The organism is Psychrobacter sp. ANT206, from assembly GCF_056880555.1.
This window is the reverse complement of record NZ_CP096271.1, coordinates 876,105-900,086: the sequence shown is the minus strand read 5'-3', so window position 1 is coordinate 900,086 and position 23,982 is coordinate 876,105. Positions and strand designations below refer to the sequence as shown.

The following is a 23,982-nucleotide window of genomic DNA, read 5'->3' as shown; positions in this document are numbered from 1 at the left end:
TTTACGTTAGCACACCTAACTTTAGCTATCCCTCAACGTTTATCCAGCGACTTAAATTTATCTAGCAACTTGAAAGCTAGTACCCTAAAAGGGTGTGCTTAACTGACCAATCTTATAAGATAAAGTGATGTTTTTTAAGGTGGGATATGTAAAACTGCGTTTGAGGTTGGTTAAGACATATGATTTATCTCACTCATACCCAGTCCTTTTCACGAAATAACTTTAATACTTTGATAAATGCTGCCATCTCATCGGGCGTACCAAGTGTCAAGCGGTTGAAGCCTGTAACAGGTGGGAACTCGCGACCAACCTTGATGCCATGGTCTCGCATTCTGTCGATATATGTTTTTAAATCACCTTTTATTTCATGAAAAATAAAGTTGGTCTGTGAGGGTAAGTAGCGCAGTCCAAGCTCGTCCAATACCGTTTCAATCATCTGACGCGATTGATTGGTATTGCGCAAACTTAGCGCTAAAAACTCTGCATCATTTAACGTCGCAATAGCAGCAACCGCACCTGACAAGTTGGTGTTATCCATAGACATAAACGCCTCGACAGTCTCAATAGCTTGCGGGTTAGAAATCGCATAGCCCACTCGCATACCAGCTAAAGCACATAACTTTGAAAAAGTATGAATGACAATAAGCTTGTCTGATAACCCTTGTTTTACCCATTCAATCCCACTCTCAAAACTTGGGTCTGACACGTACTCCAAGTACGCTTGATCTAATAAAAAGTAATGGTTGTCTGGCGCCTTACTTACCCAAGCTTTAAGCCTTGAAGTTGATGTAATGATTCCAGTTGGATTGTTTGGATTACAAATATAAAGTAGGCTGATGCCATCAAAATCGTCAGCTGCTTTTTGTAGTTCGTCAAAATCATAATCATAGTTTTCAGCGGTTAACGGTATCTTGACTACAGGCACGCCAATGGCATTTGCATACATCTCTGCACAATCAAAAGTGGGAACAGGGATCACCATTTGAAACTGCCTGCCCTCTTTTAGAGCTTTATATTGCAGCATTTGTAAGGTAGCTCGAATATTTTCAGTCGAGCCATTGCCTAATGAGATTTGGTTTTCTGCCACGCCATGGATGGTAGCAATTTTGCTAATGAGTGCCGCACGTGGATTATCTGGATAACGGAAGCCTGCACCTAAAGAGTCTGTAATGGCTTGTTTGGCAGAAGCTGACATGCCTAGTGAGTTTTCATTCGCATTTAATTCTAAGCATTTATTATTTTGCATGATGGATTATGTGCCTCAACGTCCGTTGTTATAAGTTCATATTGCTCATTGATATCATATTAATTGGCATTTGGTATAAACACAAGTTTTGTCATTACCAATTATTAGTTATTAATAACCTCGGGCAAAAGCGAGGTTATTTTGGTTATAAGAAGACCATAAAAAAGGTGAGCTGCGCCGTTGGCAACTCACCTTTTTATTACTATTTTAAACTCAGTAGCTTTACTCTTTACAGTAAATGCGCTTTTAGCTCTAGTACCTTATCACGCGTTTTTGCTGCATCTTCAAACTTCAAGTCACGTGACATCTGCTTCATGAGCTTTTCAAGACGGTTGATTTCTTTAGCCAATAAATCAGGACTACGTAAGATACTAATATCAACATCAGGCAGATTGCTCTTAATTGGAATCATCTGATTATCGTTGGCATCATGGTCATCACCTGTGTCAATTTTATCCGTGATACTACGGCGTGCGCCTGTTGGCGTAATGTTATGTTCAAGGTTAAATGCGACTTGTTTTTCGCGGCGACGATCGGTCTCATCAATCGCTTTTTGCATACTGTTGGTAATACGGTCGGCATAGAGAATGGCTTTACCATTAATATGACGCGCCGCTCGACCAATGGTCTGAATCAGAGCACGTTCAGAGCGCAAAAAGCCCTCTTTGTCCGCATCAAATATCGCAACCAATGACACCTCAGGCATATCAAGCCCTTCACGTAGCAAGTTAATACCGACCAGCACATCATGCACGCCCGTACGCAGCTCATGGATAATCTGCATACGCTCAAGGGTATCGATATCCGAGTGTAGGTAAGCGACTTTGACATCATACTCTTTGAGATAGCTTGTCAAATCTTCTGACATACGCTTGGTCAAGGTAGTGATTAACACGCGCTCGTCTTTTTCTCGGCGCTTGGTAATCTCAGACAGCACATCATCGACTTGCGTCAATACCGGACGAATCTCAATCTCAGGGTCAATCAAACCCGTTGGACGCACGACTTGCTCAACGACTTGCTCGCTGTGCTCAAGCTCATACAATGCAGGCGTGGCACTTACATAAATAGTCTTAGGCTTGATACGCTCCCACTCTTCAAACTTCATGGGCCGGTTGTTCATCGCGCTTGGCAGACGAAAGCCATAATTGACCAAATTTTCTTTACGTGATCTATCACCTTTATACATTGCACCAATCTGCGACACTGTCACGTGCGACTCATCAAGAAATAATAACGCATCCTCTGGAATGTAATCAAACAAAGTCGGTGGTGCTTCCCCTGATGGACGACCAGAGAGATGCTGCGAGTAGTTTTCGATACCGTTACAGTAGCCGAGCTGTTGAATCATCTCAAGATCATACTGGGTACGCTCTTTAAGACGCTGTGCCTCAATCAGCTTGTTATTTTCACGGAAATACTCTAGCCGTGGCTCAAGCTCAGCGCGGATGGTATGACTAGCAGCCTCCAATTTATTGCGCGGCGTCACGTAATGTGATTTTGGATAAATAGTAATACGCGGCACTGTACGCACGGTCTTCCCTGTTAAAGGATCAAACCACGTGATTTTTTCCACTTCATTATCAAACAAGTGCACACGCACCGCTAGCTGCTCAGACTCAGCAGGATAAATATCTAATAGCTCACCGCGAAGACGATAAGTACCACGCCCAAAGTCTAGTTCGTTACGCGTATACTGCATTTCAACAAGACGTTTAATGGTAGCAGTGCGATCGATTTTGTCACCAACGACTACGTGTAGCAGCATTTTTAGATAACTTTCTGGATCACCTAGACCATAGATACAGGATACTGAGGCGACGATAATTGCATCACGACGCTCAAGTAGTGCACGCGTCGCTGACAGACGCATTTGATCAATATGATCATTAATCGCGCTGTCTTTTTCAATGAAAGTATCACTGGCAGCGACATAGGCTTCTGGCTGATAATAGTCATAATAACTAACGAAGTATTCAACCGCGTTATTGGGGAAAAACGACTTAAACTCACCATATAATTGGGCGGCAAGCGTCTTATTATGCGCCATGATAATAGTTGGACGTTGCGTCTCAGAGATGACCTTTGCCATGGTATAGGTCTTACCAGAACCCGTCACACCCAGTAATAGCTGCTCATCCATGCCAGCATTAATACCATTAACCAGTTTCTTTATCGCTTGCGGCTGATCGCCTGCTGGCTCAAACTCGGTGACCATCTCAAAGGCGCGACTTGATATTTGCGTACCAGACGCGTTGACACCACTAATTTCAGCTTCGCCTTGCAGCTGAGTGGCCAATTGGTTTAGCTGACGCGACGAGCGCGGTTCAGGCATTCGCATAATGGTTATTTTCCTGATATTTATAAAAAGTTATAAGAGGTTAGGTTTATAACAATATGGGGTTAAACCTTTATTTTTAAAGGTCATTTATTGCGCAAAACGCCCACAAATGGATGCACAAACACTCAATAAAAAGCATAGAAACTCAGGTATAGTTCAATGACCATTAATCAAGGAACGAGTTATGAAAGGTCACTGTCTGTGCGGTAACGTCACCATAGAATTAGAAGATATCAATACCTTTGAAGCGTGCCATTGTACGATGTGTCGTCGTTGGGGCAGCGGACCACTAATGGCGATACATAGCCACTCAAAACCGGATATTAAAGGTGAGGAGTCAATGACTATTTACCCCTCTTCAGCATGGGCGGAGCGCGCGTTTTGCCATAAATGCGGCACCAATCTCTATTATCATCAGCTTAGCTCTAAGACTTATGTTCTGTCACTAGGACTGTTTCAAGAGAATCCAAACCTTACTTTTGAGAGCCAGATTTTCATTGATAGAAAACCTGATTATTATGAATTTGCTAATGACACAGTCAACTTAACTCAGCAACAGCTGTTTGATAAATTCGCAGAGAAAGGCATTAGACCAAAGGACTAAATATTTATAAGGCTTAAAATGCGTATGACTATTCTTAACTTAACGTCAATTAAATCAAATTTTAATACGATTGAATATGCTGGCGTGTGCACGGATTGTTATCAAAGCGTCTATTTTATCGGTTAAATTTACAAAGGTTTTCATGATTAACAAACTCATTACACGACCCTTGTATAAAGCCTAAATGTTGGGGTTCCATCTATTATTTAAGCTGTTATTATCGATAATGAATTTATAAGCAGTCAGCAACACCTTAATAAATAAAAAATTTAAAGAGCTGTTGATAATTAGAAACCTAAATTTATTAAAATAGAATAATGGAGCAGAATATGAGAGAACGTTACGCAAGTGGAATAGATGACGCAACTGCAAAAAAAATGATCGATCTGTTGAACGCGAATTTAGCAAACCTGATTGATTTGAGTATGGATAGCAAGCAATGTCATTGGAATCTTCAAGGTACTGGTTTCATTGGTGTACATCAGTTATTGGATGACACTTATGGACGCCTAACAGAAGCTTATGATACAGTCGCTGAGCGCATTGTTATCCTTGGCGGCAAAGCCAATGGTATCTCTAAGCGTGTCGTTGAGGACTCTATCTTAGAGACTTACCCGACTGATATCACTGACGTTGACCAGCATGTTCGTGAGCTGACCAATCGCTATAAGACCATTGCTGCGTCTTTGCGTGAAGGGATTGATGCCGCTGGCGATGCTGGTGATGAAGATACCGCTGACTTATTGACTGAAGTGAGTCGTACTGTTGATAAAGATGCTTGGTTTATCGGTGCAAACGCCCCGAAAAAAGATACGTCTAAAAAATAAGCACGTTTCAACATAAGATTAACTTATTTGCTAAATAGAAAAAGGTCACCTCAATGGTGATCTTTTTTATGTTTGACGATTTTGACTAGAATCATTAAACATCAATACCGATGAATCATATATTACTGGTATTAATTTTTCTTGCTTGCTGTGCATACGCAGACAGAGGCAGCAAAACATTTATACCAGCACTAGCATAGATCTTTCAGGAACTTTAGCTATATTTCTAACACACACTTTAAAAAATACCTTTCACAATTTGCTTCATCTGCGGTAACAGCTCACTCAATTGGTTTTCAGTCTCTGAGGTATCTTGCGGTAAAGATTGCTTTAAAAAAGCGGCAGTAATTTGTGGTTGTTTTGCTAAGATATTTTGACCGACAGCAGTGTCGTAAAATTTGATTTGGGCATCCACTTCCGCTTGCGTATAGTAAGTTTTTGCTGCACTGATATAAGCTTGCGTTAAGGTTTGAATATCTGCCGTATTGCCCATCCCATTGGTCATAATTTTGGCATATTGCCCTAACACACTTTGGATCTGTTTTTGTAGCTCACGTTGACGTTTATTCAATGGTTCATCAGTCGCCTGTTGATTCTGAGTTTGCGTGTTAATTGCATTGATAGCCGCTTGCTTTCCATCCACGATAGATTGGATTTGGTCATCAATATGCATGACTTGCATCAGTTTAATAATAGAGATGTCAGTAGGTAACGGGCGGTTGACACTCTGTGCATCATCAATCTTACGGACGTTATAGGGTGCTGATTTGACCGTTTTTGATTGTTGAATTCGATTGGCATCACTGTGTACGATTAATTCTGCATTGGCTTGTACAGCAGTAGCTGACATCAAAGTCACCACTACTAATGCCAGCAACGGTGATACTATCTGTGTATGGCGATTAGGATGTTTTGTTAACGGTTTTAAAGGACTTTTCATATTATGTTCTCATTCTTATTATAGATTATAAATGTTCATTATCAGGTAAGCGTAAGATTTCAGCGTTAGGGACAGATAAAGTTAAGATAGCTTCTTGAAACAATGACTGACTGCGAAACTGATTTTCTATACTTTCAAATTTGTGCGCAATCTCATGTTCATGTTGATTTCCAGCAATATCGACCGCCGCGACCATAAATATTTTTTTGGGACCTACCCACTCCAAATGCAAGTAAGAAACACTATCAATATCTGGATGCTTGATAAGCTCTGATAAAATATAATCGTGCATTTTTTCTGAGACTCTATAGCCAACCAAAAAATCACGATTACGACTGATTAAAAAGACTGCCACTACGGCCAGCAATATACCGACAATGATAGACCCAAGCGCATCCCAAAATGGTTCGCCAGTATAGGCGTGCATTGCCATAGCAGCTGCTGCCACAACCAAACCTACTACTGCCGCCAAATCTTCAAAGAACACACCGCGCAAGGTGGGATTAGAGGTGTCCATCACATAGCCGATGGCACTGACATTAATCGCTTCGCCATGTTTTTTACTTTGCAAATACGCTTGTGTTAAAGAAAATCCTTCAAGCACAAAGGCGACTGCCAAGATAATAAAACCGATGGTATAGTTGGTTTCAGTTTCAGCTGCATTCCACTCGGTAATGCCAGTATAAATAGACACTACTGAACCTGCCATAAAGACGCCAAACGCGGCAATCATTGACCATACATACGACTCTTTACCGTAGCCGAGTGGATGGCTTTTGTCAGCAGGTTTGACCGACTTTTTCTCTGCAACGATCAATAAGGTGCCATTGCCCGCGTCTGCCCAAGAATGCGCTGATTCCGCTATCATGGAAGCGGAACCCGTCATAAACGCTGCTACTGTTTTAGCAATTGCAATAATAAGATTGGCACCAACTGCAATCAAAACCGTTATTAATGAGCTCGATTTTTTGTCATCATGGCTTGGCACAGATTTAGAGTGGTCAGAATTGGTGCTATCTGAAGCATTAAAAGGATTTCGAGCGCGAGAGCGACCAATGCCGTGCGTATCAGCGCGCGACATTGGCTCATCTTTTGGGTTGGATTCTGGCGGTTTTAAACTCATCTGAGTCTCAATAAATGGATGGTTTAAGGTATAAAACCAGACTAGTTATATATAAACACTAGCTGATCTATTAGTTACTTTAGATTCCATTTACTGTAGTCAAAAAATCTGTTCTTATCAGTAATTTTTTGGTGAGAGTATGTTTATTGTCTGCATTAATGAGCAGATTATGCGCTTGCTACTTTATTAGTCAATTTACTGATGTCACAGCTGATACGTTGCGAGCCTTCCATACGCAGCTTTCTGCGCTCTAAGCCTGCGTCAAATCGACATTGTTGCAAGGCATCTTTAATCTCAAGCTCAGGGATTAGCGTGGGCTTACGATTTTCATCAATCGCCACCATGGTAAAGTAGCAGCTGTTGGTATGGCGAACGGTACGTGCACGTACATCTTCTGCCTCTACTCGAATGCCGACTTCCATTGAAGTCTTACCAACGTAATTGACACTAGCCGCAAACGTTACCAACTCTCCAACATGAATAGGCTCACGGAACATCACTTGATCAACTGACAGTGTCACCACATAACTACCGCTATAGCGACTGGCACAGGCATAAGCGACTTGGTCCAGCATCTTGAGCAAATCCCCACCATGGACGTTACCAATAAAATTGGCCATATCTGGCGTCATAAGCACTGACATATACAGCTCATGGTTTAATGGGACTGTTTTGGCGGTAGAGCTGGTGTTATATTGCGTCATAATGTTCCTTAACGGGGGTAGAATCTATTTAAAGTGCTATTTATACAGTAGCAATTTCGACAGCGCAAATATAGTCGATTTAACTTAACTACTAGATTAGCTTAACCAATGAAAACGATAAGCAAGCCAAGCCACGATAGCACTCACTGAACCTGTTAAAATACCACCCCAAGCAAAATCAACCAAAGCGGTGTCCAGAGTAAAACCTTTATATAACGCTAAGCTAGTAAAATCATAAGTACCGTAAGCCATCAGTCCTATCAAAGCGCCCAATAAGAAGATATGGTGAATCGGCGCATTTGATCTGATTTGTGGGTATAAAACAATAATACACAGCGCCAACAGATAAAACAGATAAAACACCCCAGCAGCAGTCATATTTGGCTGTTCGGCAAGTAAGTGTCCGATACGCTTTTCATAAAACAGACCGGTCATGGTCTGCAGCCAAACCGCATCAATGCCCAAAAATATGACAAGAGAAGCAAGATAGATATAAATATAACCCATAGTAAGATCCTTTTATAATAGGGACTAAGATGCAGCCTATGAATGCCATGCATCAATGTTGTTTGGCTTAACGGCGGTGACTTGCACGACTCCAATCGTACGTTCCAAAAACCCCCCTTCGCAGTAGCAGAAATAAAACTCCCATAAGCGAATGAACTCTTCATCATAACCGAGTGCTTTTATCTCCTCATGTTGTGCCATAAACGCAGTACGCCAATCCCATAGTGTGTACGCATAATCAAAGCCATAATCATGCAACTGCTTAATGACCATATCGGTCTGCTCAGTAAACTGCGTCGTCAATTCTTGATTAGATAGTAAGCAACCACCGGGGAAAATGTGTGTCTGAATAAAATCGACCGACTTTATATAGTCTTGATAATTTTGATCATTGAAGGTAATGGCTTGTAATACCATTAAACCTGTTGGCTTCAGCAGGCTATTACATTTAGCAAAAAACGTCGGTAAATACTCATGTCCAACCGCCTCAATCATCTCAATACTTACCAACTTGTCATACTGTCCTGTCAGTTCGCGATAGTCTTGCTTCAGTAAGGTAATTTTATCCGACAGTCCAGCCGCTTCTACACGGCGCTGCGCCTCTTCATATTGCGCATCCGAGATAGTGGTCGTCGTTATATGACAACCATAATGCGTTGCTGCATAAATAGCAAACCCGCCCCAACCAGTCCCAATTTCTATGACAGTATCTTCGGGTTTCAGTTGTAAACGCTCACAAATCAAAGCGAGTTTATGCTGCTGCGCCTCAGCCAATGTCGTATCTACTTTTTTATAGACTGCTGATGAGTACATCATCGTATCGTCTAAAAAACGCTGGTACATGTCATTACCTAAGTCGTAATGTGCCAAAATATTAGACTTTGAACCCAATTTATCATTACTGCGTAACTTATGATTGGCTCGCTCAAAGGTTTTACTAATAACCGCAAAACGATTTTCTAACTGATTAAGTACCGCCAAATTACGCGCTGCCAGTCGAATCAAACCCGTTAAATCATCCGTATCCCATTCGCCATTGATATAGCTGTCCGCTAGCGCAATAGAGCCGCCAAATAATAACTGACGATAGACGCTGCTATCATGAATGGTCAGCGTCACATCCAATGTATGACGACCGATAGCTGAGCTACTTATGTTGCTAGAAGCAGCTGTGCCAAAACAATGCGGCTTAGCATCCTGCCCAACAAAATCCTCAATGATAGTAATACCACCAAATTGAATGTGCTTCAAAGCTCGGAATATGGCTTTTCGCGCCAGATAATTCACGCTATTACTAACTGGCTGCAAAATAGCACTATCGTTAACCGTTTGATTGATGTGAGCAGTGATTTTTCCTAATTTTGATACGGGTGCCTTGCTTGCTAGTCTTGCTGACATCATTTATCCATCCTTGTATAATTATTCGATAGTAAGAGCTCTACGTTAAATTCTTGAGTCTTTGAACCTTTGAAGTTTTGAATTTTTGGCATAGTAGTTACTGTCACTGCTCATGCTTATTATTGCCATTCTGCTGCTTGCTATCGGCTAATGTTTCATCGTAATTAATATAGGGTACTTTTTTAATGGCATAGAGTTTAAAAGCCTGACCATAAATACGCATTAAAGACGTTATATTCATCAGTGGATTTTTGCGTAAGCTCTTATAAATCGTCGATGCCGTCATTGGTACGCCAGACATTTTAATACCTGTTTTTAATACTTCACCGCGCTTATCGCTGATATTTATAGCGATACGAACGTCAAAGCAGTGATTAGACAGCTTTTCTTTCTTACTTTTTACTTCACTAGTGACAGTATTTTTTATTGCCCTTTTAATCGTTACTTGCCACTGATACTGCTGGTCAATAGGATTAAAAGGTGAGACATGAAAATCTTTATCGTGACAAAACTCAGTGTTTGCGCCATCTAATAAAAACCCATAGTAATGGTGTTTATCCCATGGCGTATTAGATACTTCTGCCAATAGATGGCTGGGTTTTTGCTCTGTATCAAAGCCCAAATAGAAATTTACTGGGCTAAAATATATCCCTGCATTACGGCAAACGACCATTCCAATCATATCGCCTGTTGGTGCACTACCCGTCCGTTCTATAAATGCTTGAATTAAAAGTTGTTCTAGTGATTGAACATCTGATAAATACCCTCCTTTATCGTCAGCATCTTTGCTTTTACCTAGGCTATTTTTATCTTGTGTGCTCAATCCTTGTAAGTAATCCTCAGGATTAAACTGTTGTAAGGCTTTTTTTGTTCCAGAGAAAAGTAATTGCTTATTAAATGGCCATTTTTTTAGGATTTTATTGCCGTTAAATGAACTGATATCCACTTCTGGCAATGCGTGCCCTGCTGCTAATGCAGTGATATTGACACCCCAATAACGATAAGGATAGGCAAATTTATGCACACTCGGTAGCAACCGGCTGTGCCAAGTTGTTCCGTGAAATATTTGGTGTGGCAAGAGCTTAGTATCATCTGCCAAGGTAGGCTCTACGCTTATACTGTTAGGCTGTTCTGCTTCTACCATACTTAATAACCTTAATTGGTCATGCTGTATTTAACTGCTACGAGCACTTATCTTTACGAGCAGCAAAAAATCCCAGTTTTTTCTTTTTAAACGCTTTAGCCATGGGCGCCAACATTGCAATGTATTGCACCAACTCTTGATTGGTCGTGGCAGTGACTAGCTGACGTTTTTTAAGTTTGCGTAATTGTTTGTCTGCTTTTACTGGTAAATCTTTATAGCGGAACGGCGTATGTGCGCTTTCAGCATCAGGCAAATGGCTTAGGTCAACGCTATCCTTAATATCGATATTGCATCCCAATGCCTGACAGACACGTAGCGCGCTTCTTACGCCATCCTCATGGAAGCCATTGAACCAATAAGCACCGCAAAAATGGGTGTGCGAATCGCTACTACCAGAGATATTTGACCACTGTGCTTGCGCGGCAATCATTTCATTATTAAATACTGGATGGCTATAGTCGATACGCTTAATAACTTGACTCTCATCTACCTCATGATTGAGAGTTACTAAGTAATTATGCTGTTTGGTCAAGCGCTGCAAAATATTCATATGATAGGTCAATACGGGCTTTGTGGCAGTTTGCAGCGATTCTTTATCTTTTTTAATAGCATTTTTATCATCGATTAAATAGTTCCAGCTTGCCCACGCCAGTGGTTTTTTGGGTAAGACTGAGGTATCGGTATGTAGAATGGCTGTGTTATCGGTAAAGGTAAAATGATTCAGTACTTCTTGCTCGATAGGATTGGCATCTTGTAAGATTTTGAGCGCTGTATCTGCATGACAGGCAAAGATGACTTCATCAAACACAAGACCTTGCGTCTTATTATCTGTTGTATCCGTAACGTTCAATATCACCTTGTTATCTTCTCGAATCACTGATTGCACGGGACTGTTCACGCGAACGCTGCCACCTGCCTTCACAAAACGTTTGATCAGTTTATTTACATACTGCTTAGAACCGCCTTTTATCGTAAACCACTGCGGACGATTGACCACATCAAGCAAACCATGATTGTCGAAGAATTGAGCGAAAAACACTAAGGGGAAATCTTGTACGTCGCGCAGACTGGTCGACCAAATCGCAGATACCATGGGCAATAGATAATTATCGGTGAATAAATCACCATACTTTTTAGTATCTAGATACTCGCCTAGCGTTTGCTTGGTAAAAACAGCAATATCCTGCCCCTGCTCACGCGCCTTATCATAATCTTGACGTAGCTGACGCACCCGTTTATTAAACTGCAAAATATCATTCATAAATCCCCAAAACTTCGGATTCAGAAGATTCTTGCGCTGTGATAACAAGGTATTGAGCGTATGGCCGTTATATTCGAAGTTGCGTGCAGTATTTTTGACTGAGAAACTCATATCCGTTGCTTGAAATGGTACTTGCAGCTCATGAAGTAAGCGAAAAAAGTTAGGATAAGTACGCTCATTAAAGACAATAAAGCCGGTATCTATGGCACTTTTTTCAACCTTATTAACTTTAGATTTTTTACCGTCTTGTAGCGTCACATCGATGGTATTTACGTGTCCACCGATATAATCACTGGCTTCAAATACGGTGACGTCAAATTGCGTTGCCAAGTAATGAGCACAAGTTAAACCTGATACCCCTGAGCCAATAATAGCGATATTTTTTCTGACTTGTGCATTCTTCTTATCCTCTGAATGACGGCTTGTATCCTTAATAACGGCTTCTACTTGATTAGATAGCTGCTTAGATTTACGGCGCAAAAACGGCATAAAATATTCCTAGTTATTTTCTTTATAGGTGTTCAGAAATAGTAAAACTGGCTATTTTTTATTGATTTTTGTACTGACCTGTTGCCAAACCATATCAGGTAATGTCCCTAATACTTTTAATGGCAACGTCAGTTTTTTGGGAAATTCAATAACGTCATTGCCACTTTTTATACCATCACGAATCGCTTGACTTGCCTGCTGTGTAGTCTGTAAAAACGGCATCGGAAAATCGTTTTGTTTGGTCATTGGCGTCTCTACAAAGCCGGGAACTACTAAGCTCACTGACACGCCTTGCGGTGCAAGGCTAATCTGTAAAGTTTTCATTAAATAGTGAATAGCTGCTTTTGAGCTGCCATAAGCCTCTGCACGAGCAAAAGGCACGTAAGCCGACGCCGAACCAATACCAACTAAGCGTCCTTTTGAAGCCATCAGCTTTGGCAGTACTGCTTCAATGGCATGCGATAACGTACCCATATTCACCGACAGCACTTTCATAAACGCCGTGCTATCAAAGTTTGGCATATCTAGATACTCACACATGCCAGCGCCGCAAATCGCCAAATCAATCTCAGTAATTTTATCAAAAGCAGCAATCACCTTATCTCGATCCATTAGATCTAAAGCGATAGTTTCTGCTCCTAATGATTTTAGCTCAGACAAGGCTTCCTCATCGCGACCGACGGCATAGACATGCTGTCCCTCTCGCAGATAGTCTTTTGCCAGCTGATAACCAATCCCAGAGGTCGCACCCGTAATCACAATATGTTGTTTCTTAGCAGTGTCTGTCATCGCAAATATCCTTTTCGTCGTTTGCTATCTTATTCTTGGTTTGGCTTTAATAAATCTTTATCTTATAAGCCTTTAGCAGCTTTATAGCTATTAACAATGTAATTTCATTAGCATGATTTTATTAACCAATGCAGTCTTTTATTTATCAAATCTAAATAATTATAGTATAAGCAAGTTGCTTTATTTGTTGTTACTTCGCAAACAGAGTGATATCGAAGATATGACGCAAATTGGCTCGACAACAACCTTTGCGCTAGCGTTAATATCTTTAATGTATAAAAACATGCAAAAAAAGCTTGACGTATTTTTTATCTTTGCTAGAATACGCCCCACTTAGCAAGAACTCGTTAGAGACTTTCTAAGCTCGCAGTAAGTCATTAAACACTTACCGCTTATTCTCCAATAGCTCAGTTGGTAGAGCAACGGACTGTTAATCCGTGTGTCCCTGGTTCGAGCCCAGGTTGGAGAGCCATATTTTAGTAGTAAATTTTTTGAATCATATTTGATTCGATTATGGCATTTGCCAAGACCCTCATCACTTTGATGGGGGTTTTTTTATGGTCGATATTTTTGTAGCTGTCGTTTAAATGAATAGACCATAACGCTGACTAAAAACCAAATAACATACTAATGTTGCCAAATTTCGCAATTAGATTGGTTGTAGCAATAACTTATCCCTATAATAAAGCCCTAAAAAATATATAATCTATCTCATCATACCCTTAACCATTCAAGGACTGGATTTTTATGAGTAATAATGAACAAATAACTTCCTCTGACAATACCCATTATCTGCATCATACTTTTTTTGAGCCGAGCCATAGTGATACTGTCATTAGTGCAACCTTGCTGATTGTACACGGCATGGCAGAGCACAGCGGGCGTTATGCAGACGTGGCGCAATTTTTAGCCGATCACGGTATTGCGGTCGCCACTTATGACCAGCTTGGTCATGGAAAAACTGTTAAATCAGCCGAAGACTTGGGGTTTTTTGGTGAAGAGCATCCTGTGCAGTCATTATTAAAAGATGTCATCGTCATGGCGGACAGCTTAAAAGCGCGTCATCCGAATGTGCCACATTTCGTCATGGGTCATTCGATGGGCTCGTTTATCGTCCGTAACGTCCTTAAACACCATGCGCGTAACTTTACTGGTGCTATTTTAATGGGCACAGCGGATGCCAATCCATTGATCAAAGTATTATTGCCGGTCAATAAGTTACTGACAAAAGCGGCACCTAAAAAGCCAAATGCCCTATTTGCTAACGTGATGAATAAAGTACTCAATAGCAAGCTTAATAATCGTATTTCTTCATCAAAGTTTGCGTGGTTAAGCGAAAATCCTGCCGCTGTTGAAGCTTATGAAGCCGATCCATTGACGGGTTTTGATTTTACCAATAACGGCTTTATGACCCTCTTTACACTGATGAATGCAGGCTTGCATAAAAACTGGGCAATGACGATTGCCAAAGATTTTCCAATGTTATTAATCAGCGGAGAAAATGACCCAATCGGTGATATGGGTCGCGGTATTCGTAATATTGCCAATCGCCTAGACAAACAACATTTTGATCATGTCTCTGTGCAGCTCTACCCTCATATGCGCCATGAGCCGCTACATGAACAGAATAAAGAGCAGGTTTACCAAGACATCTTAGGCTGGATAAATAGCAACACTTAAGCCCATAAAATCCCGAAATTATAGTATCGTCTATCACGTTTGCTAAAAGTCGCCAAATTAGCGACAATACGGCAAGTTTTTATTTACCTTCATCAATTCTAGGAATGTTTATGTCATTACAACAAACCATCGAACAAGCTTTTGAGAACCGCAACGAGTATAGCCCAGCAACCATGCCACAAGATGTCCGTGATGCCATCAATCAAGTACTTGAGCAGCTAGATAACGGCACTTTGCGCGTTGCAGAAAAAAAGGATGGGGAATGGGTCGTCAATCAGTGGGCAAAAAAAGCTGTCTTGCTATCGTTCCGCTTAAATGACAACTACGTTCAAGCAGCGGGCGAGCATGTCCAGTTTTATGACAAAGTACCAACCAAATTTGCAGATTGGACAGAAGCGCAGTTTAAAGAAGCTGGCGTGCGCGTTGTACCGCCAGCCGTTGCACGTAAAGGCTCTTATATCGCGCCAGGCGCCGTATTAATGCCATCGTATGTCAATATCGGTGCTTATGTCGATCAAGGCGCTATGGTAGATACCTGGGCGACCGTTGGTTCATGTGCTCAAATCGGTAAAAATGTCCATCTATCAGGTGGCGTCGGTATCGGTGGTGTTCTAGAGCCATTGCAAGCCAATCCGACTATCATTGAAGATAACTGTTTTATCGGTGCGCGCTCTGAAATCGTTGAAGGCGTTATCGTAGAAGAAGGCGCAGTGATCTCTATGGGCGTCTATATTGGTCAATCTACCCGCATCTATGATCGCGAAACTGGCGAGATTCATCGTGGTCGCGTACCAGCAGGCTCAGTTGTTGTGCCAGGCAGCTTGCCTTCTGAAGATGGTACGCATAGCTTGTATGCAGCTATCATCGTGAAAAAAGTCGATGCGCAAACCCGTGCTAAAACATCCGTAAATGAGTTATTACGTTTAGCTTAAATACTTAATCACGATAGTGATTGTTTTAAATAAAAAAAGATGCTGAAGCTTTGGGCTCCAGCATCTTTTTGTTGTTAGGTAGCAGCTTAATAGAGGACTTTACGTTATAATATTTGTCTTGTCTGGGCACTGAATTTCCAAGCATTAGACAGATTCTTAAACCTTTTTTATTTGATATGTGCTCGATGGCACAATCAATCCTTAACTGTATTTGAAATATTATGAGTGAGTTATCTTTACGCACCGCTGCTATCCCTGTCACTGACCCTGAAGCAGGGTTACGTTTAACGGAGATTTTTTATTCTCTGCAAGGTGAGGCACTGACTTCAGGGTTGCCGACGATATTTGTGCGTCTGACCGGCTGCCCGCTACGTTGCGTTTACTGCGATACCGAATATGCCTTTAGTGGCGGCGAACGTCAGTCGCTTGAGACTATTATGGCGACTATTGCCAGCTTCCCTTGTAAGCGTATTTGCTTAACCGGTGGTGAGCCTTTAGCCCAGCCTAACGCTATTGAATTGATGAAGCGTCTGCTCAATGAGGGTTATGAGATTTCTCTTGAAACGGCAGGGGCACTGACGGTCGAAAACGTCCCGCCAGCGGTCAGCAAAGTGATGGATTTGAAAACTCCAAGCTCAGGTGAAGTTGATAAGAATCTTTGGTCAAACCTCGATTACCTCACTCAACATGACCAAATAAAATTTGTCATCATGAATCGCACCGATTATGACTGGGCAAAAGCGAAGCTTATCGACTATAAGCTAAATGACTTGGTCGGTACCGTGTGGTTTTCACCGATGTTTAATGTGGCACATGAAGATACGGCAAACGATAATAGCCCAGAAGTGCCAGTACTCGCACGTGAGCTTGCCGAATGGATGTTAGGCGATGCCCTACCCGTACGTTTTCAATTGCAACTACATAAGATTATTTGGGCAGATGCCAAGGGCAAATAGTCTCTAAAATCTGAATGGATTCTCAAATAAATAGCAAGCCAAGGAAGAAAGGGACAGCTATGGTCAAACTCATTTTATTGGGCTTATTAGCGGGCGCGTTTTTTAGCTCCACCTTTATTTTAAATGAGATGATGAGTAGTGCTGGTGGGCACTGGTTTTGGTCAGCTAGCCTACGCTATTTATTTATGTGGCTCATCATTACTGTCCTGATTGCAATGCAGCATGGTTTTGGACGTATTAGAGAATTGAGCGCTATCTTCTTTCAGCATTGGCGATTTTGGTGTATCACCGGCAGTATTGGCTTTGGCGTATTTTATACGGGTATTTGCTATGCTGGCGACCACGTTGCAGGCTGGGTGGTTGCAGCAACATTTATGTTTACGGTCGTGACAAGTTTATTGGTATTGGTAGCATTTGGGCAAAGATTTGATAAGAAATTTATCATTTATGCGCTACTCGTCTTTATCGGTGTAGTGATGGTCAATGTCAGTGAAGGCTTACATGCATCCACTCTCGCTGATACCGTACCTATGGCTGATATGATACTATATGGCGCGCTACCTGCACTGATTGCAGCATTCAGTTATCCGATTGGCAATCAGCTTGTTTGGCAAGTGTCTCATAATTCGCGCAAACACAGTGTTGAGCGGCAACAGGCTCGTGATAATCTTCAGCCAAATGACACTGATGATAACATTGACACTCATACCCAACGCATCATTACCGAAGCCCCTATCCTACCTATCGATAGACAAGCTGCGTCACGCTTGCAAAGTCTCATTGCGCGCATTCCTGCCATTGAGACAACCTTATTACAAAATGCCTTTAATAAAGTCTGGTTAATGACCCTCGGTAGTTTGCCATTTTGGTTATTATTAGGCTTAATCATACGTCCTGAGCAACCGGCGACCACACAGGTTTTTAGTACGTTACTGGTAGCAGTACTCGCAGGTGTGGCGGCGACGAGTATATTTTTATATGCCCGTGAGCAAGCAGTGACATCGAGCGAGGTGGCAGGCGTAGATTCTACTCAAGCCAGTGAAGTAATATTTGCTTTAATTGGTGGCATGTTATTACTGAATAATGCCCTTCCTTCTACACTGGGCTTGGTGGGTATTGCACTCATCATTCTAGGACTGATATTATTTGCCAAAGATGGTTAAGGCTCAAATATAGCGATGATAAATAACTTTATTTTCCCCGATATCCTGCTGTATATGTTGGATATGGTTGGGATCATCGCCTGTGCTATCGCTGGCACATTGCTCGCGCAGCACAAAGGTTTTGATATTGCAGGCTGCATATTAGTTGCACTGGTCAATGCTATCGGCGGTGGTACACTACGGGATATGGCACTTGATCGCCATCCCTTATTTTGGATGACAGATCTCAATTACGTCATTGTGATTACTGCTACTTCTCTTATCTTGCAAATGTTTTTTCATCTGTATCATAAAATTGATAACGCGCTTAAGTTCTTTGATGCTATTGGTCTAGCAGCCTTCAGTGTGATTGGCTTTAAAGTGGGATTGACGCAAGACATAGCGCCAATGATTGCTATTATGATGGGGGTTTGGACAGCCATTATTGGTGGTTTATTGCGTGATATCATTTGTAATGAGATTCCGCTCGTACTACAGCGTGAGATTTATATCACTGCCAGTATTGCAGGCTCATTGACGTATTTGGTGCTCGACTACTGGGGGCTAGACGCGACAATAAACGAATTTATAATGCTATTTATCATCTTTGCCATACGTATGCTGGCATTGAAATTCGATTGGCACTTGCCTTCCATTCGTTTGATCGATTAACGGATTAGCCAGTTTTTACGATGAGCGAAGAAACTAGCAGCACTGTAATCTCAGTGCTTTAATGAGAATAACTCATGCCCATTATTCCCTTAGATTCGGATTTGATTACTACTTTTAACCCGCGCTCACTAATTTATTTGTTCGATATGATTGGTATTGTCGCTTGTAGTATCTCAGGGACGATATTAGCTAAGCACAAGAACTTTGACGTGTTCGGCTGCTTGCTGGTATCGATTGTGACGGCTATCGGAGGGGGTACGGTGCGCGATGTGATTTTGGATCGTCACCCACTGTTTTGGATGGTAGATATGAGCTATTTGACAGTTATTACCATCTCTTCACTGGTGATGCAGATATTCTTTCATCCCAATTCTAGACGTGTTGACACATTTCTTAAACTCTCTGACACTATTGGTCTGTCAGCCTTTACCTTAATCGGTATCAAGGTGGCTGATAGTATGGGCGCAAATATGCCGGTGGCATTATTACTCGGGGTTATTACGATTATTGTCGGCGGTATCATCCGCGATATGATTTGCAATGAAATTCCGCTGGTGCTACAGCAAGAGATTTATATCACCGCCGCTTTAACAGGTGGTATCCTTTACTTTGCGCTACACCATATTGGCGTGACCGCTTGGATTGCTGATATCTCAGCAATGGCAACGATTTTTACCTTACGCATGCTTGCTATTCGCTATGACTGGCAGTTTCCGACCATTGAATGGAAATATTGACGCTTAGTGACTATTAGCGCAGTTACTATCTGTACCGTTAAGTCTCTAGTTTGCTTCGACCATCTCTTTTACCAGCGCCAAATCTTTTATCATTAACTGCAAGCTTTGTTTGCCATTCCATTCATTGATGTCCAGCTCAAACAATATATGTACTTTTTCGGCACGGTAATCCCAAGCACTGCTATCAAAATTAAATTGAATCGCCTCAATCGGATACTGTACATCAGGATAACGTAGCGACACTTTAAGGTGTTTATCCTTTAACACTTTAAAGTTCAACACTTCAAACACCCCATCAAATATCGGTGGCGCAAACCCATGTCCCCAAATACTAGACTCTGCAAGATGCTCAGCAAACCATAAGCTAAAATCACTTGCTTGCAAAGCACCATCGGTGAATTTTTGCTCAGCGAATACCTCATCCTCCATCTGTGCCAGTACCGTGTTAAATGCTGTCACAAAGGCATCAAAGTTGCCTCGTTTCAACGTCAGTCCTGCTGCCATGGCATGACCGCCAAAATGACTGATTAAATCAGGATGGCTCTCGGCAACTTGTTCAATGGCATCACGAATATGCACGCCAGCAATAGAACGTGCTGAGCCTTTGATGGCATCATCATCGCCCGTACATTCAGTATCTGCGGGCGCAAAGACAATGCTTGGCAGATAATGGCTTTCTTTCAAACGTCCTGCGACGATACCGATAACACCTTGATGCCAGTCATCTTGATATAACACAATACTACGGGTATTAGTGCTCTTCTTCTCAAGCCTATGCTGAACGATAATACCATCGCTTGCATCAGTTTCCATACCTGTATTAGTAGCAGCTAATGCTTGGACGATATTATCCGCTTGCGTACGCATCTCACCTTCTACTTGGCGACGCGTACGATTAAGCTGTTCAAGCTCTTGTGCCAATCGCTGCGCTGTTGCCCAATCATCTGCTAGCAAGCACTCAATACCGATGCGCATATTATCCATACGCCCAGCCGCATTAATACGTGGACCCAAGACAAAACCAAAATCTTGCGCCTGTAGTTTTTTGGGATCTCGACCCGCTTGCTCAAGTAACGCTAGTATGCCAAGAGATCCACGTCCTTGACGAATAGCCGCTAAGCCATGATGGACCAAGATCCGATTGTTTTTATCAAGTACGCCCACATCAGCAATCGTACCAAGCGCCACTAAATCCAAATATTGACTGACTTGTACGGTAGATTTGCCAGCATCGCGGCGCAGCTTTGCCAGTCGTCCGAGTACGTAAAAAGCTACCCCAACACCTACCAAAGCTTTACTAGCAAAAGTGCAATCAAGTTGATTGGGGTTGACCACGGCTTCAGCAGGTGGGGTTTCTTTAGTCGTCAGATGATGGTCAGTGATAATGACAGTAATGCCATCAGCCTGCGCGCGCGCCACGCCTTCATGGCTTGAGATACCATTATCTACCGTGACAATCATTTGCGGTTGATAAGTTTTAATACCCAATTCGACAATCTCTGGCGTCAACCCATAACCGTATTTAAAACGGTCAGGGACTAGAAAATCAACCTTGGCATCCATGGCAGTCAGGGCGCGCATCATAAGCGCCGTACTGGTTGCGCCATCACAGTCAAAGTCACCAACGATCAGAATACGCTGACCGTCATCAATAGCGATATCTAATAGATCTACCGCTTCAATGATACCTTTTAGCTTCTCAGCAGGCAGCAAACCAGCCAGCTGAGTCTCAAGCTCATCTGGCTGCATAATACCGCGAGCGGCATATAGGCGAGCAAGCGTCAGTGATTGGGCGGCAAGTGGTTGCAACGCGGCGGGCAACTCGTCAATGCGAGTGCTGGTATAACGGGGAGTTAAATTTAGCATGAAGCTATTCTACTGGCTTTAGTAAGTGCTCACAATATTAATTTAGAGGTAATTTTTGGCATGTCGGTGCAAGGTTAGAGATTGCTTATACATCCATCATCACGTAACTTATAGAATAATTTTAGCGCACCTAGACAATGTATTTATTTCTAAACTTATATTTTTAGCGTATGGCTTCATTTACAAAAACGGTGCAGATTACCCCTATTTTTCAGCATTTTGCTACAAAGCAGCGATTGTATGGCGTTTATAAATACATAAAATGGTAGACATCTTATAAACCCTGCAGTTTCTTGTTATTTATTCTATGTCTTATTTTTTCTTTTAATTGCTATTTTTACCTATTTTAAGGATATTTCATGAAAACGACCCCTTTAGCTGAAAAGCTACCGAATACGATTGATCCAAACTTAAATCTTGAACAAGTCAAAAAAGAATGTATCGCCATGGTCAAAAAGCGCGCCAGAATCTCTGCTGGTGTTGCTATCGTTCCGGTACCATTTTTTGATGTGGCAATTGACGCTAGCATGCTGACGATGCTGTTACCTGAAATCAGTGAGCGCTTTGGTTTACTCGAGGATCGCCAAGCAGCGGTAGATTTAGAGTCACGCGCTATTCACTGGAGTGCGCTAAAAGATCGTACCGTTGACTTTGCAGGCTTAATGGCAACTCGTGGTATCGTTAAAAAGACTGTGCAAGGCTTTGGTGGTCGTATCGCTGCTAAGCAAGTGACCAAATTTATCCCACTTGGTGGTCAACTGGTCGCAGGTACTATGGGCTATATGATTTTTAAGAAGATTGCTACTGACCATATCAATGAATGCTACAACTTAGCTAAAGACATTCAGCAAAAGCAACACGGCAAAAATGTCTAAAGTACTATTTTAAATAAAAAAGTTACCTATCGCTTAATAAAAAAAGCCCTGTACCTAACAGGGCTTTTTTGTGCCACCTATTTAATGAATCGTAGCGTTTTAAAACTAATGATTTATGTATGTGGACTTTGCATAAGTGAACCTCTTCACCTGCAAAGCAAAATTAGATTGTGATACAGAAATGTTGCCAAAAGGAATCAGTACAATAGTATTGCATCATTGATATTAGAACAAAGATAATATATTATAAGATTCATTTTAAATGAATCTTATAATTTCGGTTAACGATTTGACTTTTAAGTGTTGAGTCACTGCGTTTTATTGGCTCATTCGGCGGTTCGAAATTTTGATTATCGTTATTAATTTCGTTCATTAATCTTAAATCACTAAATATTATCAATGTGAATATTCACTAAAGGATCCACAATGGCGTCACTACAAACATTAGCAATCGTCAAAGCAACGGTACCGGTACTCGAAGAGCATGGGATCGCGATTACTACTGTATTTTATAAGAATATGTTTCATGAGCATCCTGAACTACTTGATATTTTTAATGAAACCAATCAAAAGCTTGGTCGTCAACAGACTGCACTGGCAATGACAGTTTTGGCAGCGGCTAAACATCTAGAAAACTTAGCGACATTATTGCCGCAAGTGACGCAAATCAGCCATAAGCATCGCGCATTACAGATCCTACCAGAGCACTACCCTATCGTTGGCGAGCATCTGCTTGCTGCCATCAAGGAAGTGTTGGGTGATGCAGCAACTGACGATATCCTTACGGCTTGGGCAGAAGCTTATGATGAGATTGCCTCGATATTTATCCAAATCGAGCACGGTATGTATGAGCAGGCAATATGGCAAGGCTTTGCACCGTTTATAGTAACGGCAAAAGTAGAAGCAGCGACTGATATCGCCGCCTTTACCGTCGTCCCGGTAAATGACCATTCAGTAAACAATCAGACTATCGATTTAAGCAAGATTAAACTGTCTGCTGGTCAATACATTACCGTAAAAACAGACCCAGCAGACAGCGATCATATTGCTCTGCGTCACTACTCTTTATACTCAGCCAATAGCGATCAAGGTATCCAATTTGCAGTTAGACGTGACAATCGCAATGAGCATAAAGGTCTAGTGTCTAATTATTTACATGATCATCTAGCCGTCGGTGACACGGTTTTATTGTCGGCACCGGCTGGTGATTTTGAGCTAGACCAAGATTTGGTGCAGCAAGACGATATTCCCTTGGTGCTGATCAGTGCTGGCGTTGGCGTGACACCTATTTTATCCATGTTAGAAGCTCAAGTTACCGCCAATCCAAAACGTCCTATCGTTTGGGTTTATGCTTGCCAAAACCAAGAGCATCATGCTTTTGATAGTGAAGTTAATAAACTATTGGCTACTGCGACAAACGTAGAAAAGCACATTTTTTACTTTGAGTCTGGGCAGATTCTTAATGAAGCTTGGCTTAGCAATTTGCCTAAACTTGCTGATATTTATGTTTGTGGTTCCATGCCTTTTATGGAAAGCATTATTGATAGCCTGATCATCCTTGACCATGTCCTTGATAACATTCATTACGAACCCTTTGGTCCCAAAATGAGTATAGAGCTGGCTTAAGCTTATAAGCAATTGTTAATGACAAAATAGCATTACTGGGATGGTTTTTTGAAGCTTCTGCATCGTTCTCTTCCAGCAAGCGATAAAAAACTATCTCGGTAAAGTGATATGAAAATCTGCTCT

At 41.7% G+C, this 23,982-nt stretch carries 21 protein-coding genes and 1 tRNA gene; 11 read left to right on the top strand and 11 right to left on the bottom strand.

Annotated features, from left to right (window positions below; all coding sequences use genetic code 11):
- Positions 1–193: 193 nt before the first annotated feature.
- Positions 194–1,246: a pyridoxal phosphate-dependent aminotransferase gene (locus M0221_RS03885; protein ID WP_483284413.1), complete on the bottom strand. Its 1,053-nt coding sequence runs from the start codon at positions 1,244–1,246 to the stop codon at positions 194–196.
- A 229-nt stretch (positions 1,247–1,475) separates the two neighbouring features.
- Positions 1,476–3,587 carry an excinuclease ABC subunit UvrB gene (gene uvrB / locus M0221_RS03880; RefSeq protein WP_020443038.1) on the bottom strand — a complete coding sequence of 704 codons (2,112 nt, stop codon included), beginning with the start codon at positions 3,585–3,587 and terminating at the stop codon, positions 1,476–1,478.
- A gap of 184 nt (positions 3,588–3,771) precedes the next feature.
- Here uvrB and M0221_RS03875 point away from each other — a divergent pair, with 184 nt between their 5' ends.
- Together M0221_RS03875 and dps are read left to right on the top strand one after the other, a co-directional pair.
- Positions 3,772–4,191: a GFA family protein gene (locus M0221_RS03875; protein WP_483284412.1), complete on the top strand. Its 420-nt coding sequence runs from the start codon at positions 3,772–3,774 to the stop codon at positions 4,189–4,191.
- Between the two features lie 329 nt (positions 4,192–4,520).
- Positions 4,521–5,018: a DNA starvation/stationary phase protection protein Dps gene (gene dps, locus M0221_RS03870; RefSeq protein WP_133105181.1), complete on the top strand. Its 498-nt coding sequence runs from the start codon at positions 4,521–4,523 to the stop codon at positions 5,016–5,018.
- A gap of 238 nt (positions 5,019–5,256) precedes the next feature.
- On the opposite strand, the gene M0221_RS03865 is transcribed toward dps, so the two are convergent.
- The 8 genes from M0221_RS03865 to M0221_RS03830 all read right to left on the bottom strand — a co-directional run bounded on the left by M0221_RS03865 (position 5,257) and on the right by M0221_RS03830 (position 13,373).
- Complete coding sequence (locus M0221_RS03865; RefSeq protein ID WP_483284411.1) at positions 5,257–5,958, bottom strand: DUF2059 domain-containing protein; 702 nt, start codon at positions 5,956–5,958, stop codon at positions 5,257–5,259.
- Positions 5,959–5,983: 25 nt separating this feature from the next.
- A complete protein-coding gene (locus M0221_RS03860) occupies positions 5,984–7,081 on the bottom strand; it encodes a cation diffusion facilitator family transporter (RefSeq protein WP_483284410.1) in 1,098 nt (365 codons plus the stop codon).
- A gap of 167 nt (positions 7,082–7,248) precedes the next feature.
- Positions 7,249–7,785, bottom strand: a complete 537-nt coding sequence (locus tag M0221_RS03855) for an acyl-CoA thioesterase (RefSeq protein WP_011513082.1) — start codon at positions 7,783–7,785, stop codon at positions 7,249–7,251.
- A 96-nt stretch (positions 7,786–7,881) separates the two neighbouring features.
- Entirely contained in the window at positions 7,882–8,292 is a 411-nt protein-coding gene (locus M0221_RS03850; protein ID WP_483284409.1) for a DUF2177 family protein, read from the bottom strand.
- A gap of 36 nt (positions 8,293–8,328) precedes the next feature.
- Complete coding sequence (locus tag M0221_RS03845) at positions 8,329–9,693, bottom strand: class I SAM-dependent methyltransferase (protein WP_483284408.1); 1,365 nt, start codon at positions 9,691–9,693, stop codon at positions 8,329–8,331.
- 100 nt (positions 9,694–9,793) lie between these two features.
- On the bottom strand, positions 9,794–10,834 hold the full coding sequence (locus M0221_RS03840; RefSeq protein ID WP_483284407.1) for a DUF1365 domain-containing protein: 1,041 nt from the start codon (positions 10,832–10,834) through the stop codon (positions 9,794–9,796).
- A 37-nt stretch (positions 10,835–10,871) separates the two neighbouring features.
- Complete coding sequence (locus M0221_RS03835) at positions 10,872–12,584, bottom strand: NAD(P)/FAD-dependent oxidoreductase (RefSeq protein ID WP_483284406.1); 1,713 nt, start codon at positions 12,582–12,584, stop codon at positions 10,872–10,874.
- 51 nt (positions 12,585–12,635) lie between these two features.
- Positions 12,636–13,373, bottom strand: coding sequence for an SDR family NAD(P)-dependent oxidoreductase (locus M0221_RS03830; RefSeq protein ID WP_483284405.1), 738 nt, complete (start codon positions 13,371–13,373; stop codon positions 12,636–12,638).
- Positions 13,374–13,769: 396 nt separating this feature from the next.
- Between M0221_RS03830 and M0221_RS03825 the strand changes: the two genes are divergently transcribed.
- From M0221_RS03825 to M0221_RS03795, 7 genes are all read left to right on the top strand, one after another.
- Positions 13,770–13,845, top strand: a tRNA-Asn gene (locus M0221_RS03825).
- Between the two features lie 275 nt (positions 13,846–14,120).
- A complete protein-coding gene (locus tag M0221_RS03820) occupies positions 14,121–15,053 on the top strand; it encodes an alpha/beta fold hydrolase (protein ID WP_483284404.1) in 933 nt (310 codons plus the stop codon).
- 110 nt (positions 15,054–15,163) lie between these two features.
- Complete coding sequence (gene dapD / locus M0221_RS03815) at positions 15,164–15,985, top strand: 2,3,4,5-tetrahydropyridine-2,6-dicarboxylate N-succinyltransferase (RefSeq protein WP_020443027.1); 822 nt, start codon at positions 15,164–15,166, stop codon at positions 15,983–15,985.
- Between the two features lie 221 nt (positions 15,986–16,206).
- Positions 16,207–16,941 carry a 7-carboxy-7-deazaguanine synthase QueE gene (gene queE / locus M0221_RS03810; RefSeq protein ID WP_149492769.1) on the top strand — a complete coding sequence of 245 codons (735 nt, stop codon included), beginning with the start codon at positions 16,207–16,209 and terminating at the stop codon, positions 16,939–16,941.
- Positions 16,942–17,000: 59 nt separating this feature from the next.
- Positions 17,001–18,104: a multidrug resistance efflux transporter family protein gene (locus M0221_RS03805; protein WP_483284403.1), complete on the top strand. Its 1,104-nt coding sequence runs from the start codon at positions 17,001–17,003 to the stop codon at positions 18,102–18,104.
- 15 nt (positions 18,105–18,119) lie between these two features.
- A complete protein-coding gene (locus tag M0221_RS03800; protein WP_011513072.1) occupies positions 18,120–18,755 on the top strand; it encodes a trimeric intracellular cation channel family protein in 636 nt (211 codons plus the stop codon).
- A gap of 74 nt (positions 18,756–18,829) precedes the next feature.
- Positions 18,830–19,492, top strand: coding sequence for a trimeric intracellular cation channel family protein (locus M0221_RS03795; protein WP_483284402.1), 663 nt, complete (start codon positions 18,830–18,832; stop codon positions 19,490–19,492).
- Positions 19,493–19,537: 45 nt separating this feature from the next.
- Here the strand turns inward: M0221_RS03795 and recJ are convergent, their stop codons facing one another.
- Positions 19,538–21,358, bottom strand: coding sequence for a single-stranded-DNA-specific exonuclease RecJ (gene recJ / locus M0221_RS03790; protein ID WP_483284401.1), 1,821 nt, complete (start codon positions 21,356–21,358; stop codon positions 19,538–19,540).
- 359 nt (positions 21,359–21,717) lie between these two features.
- Between recJ and M0221_RS03785 the strand changes: the two genes are divergently transcribed.
- Together M0221_RS03785 and M0221_RS03780 are read left to right on the top strand one after the other, a co-directional pair.
- Positions 21,718–22,233, top strand: a complete 516-nt coding sequence (locus M0221_RS03785) for a hypothetical protein (protein WP_149410024.1) — start codon at positions 21,718–21,720, stop codon at positions 22,231–22,233.
- A 426-nt stretch (positions 22,234–22,659) separates the two neighbouring features.
- Positions 22,660–23,859: a globin domain-containing protein gene (locus M0221_RS03780; RefSeq protein ID WP_483284400.1), complete on the top strand. Its 1,200-nt coding sequence runs from the start codon at positions 22,660–22,662 to the stop codon at positions 23,857–23,859.
- Positions 23,860–23,982: the final 123 nt, after the last annotated feature.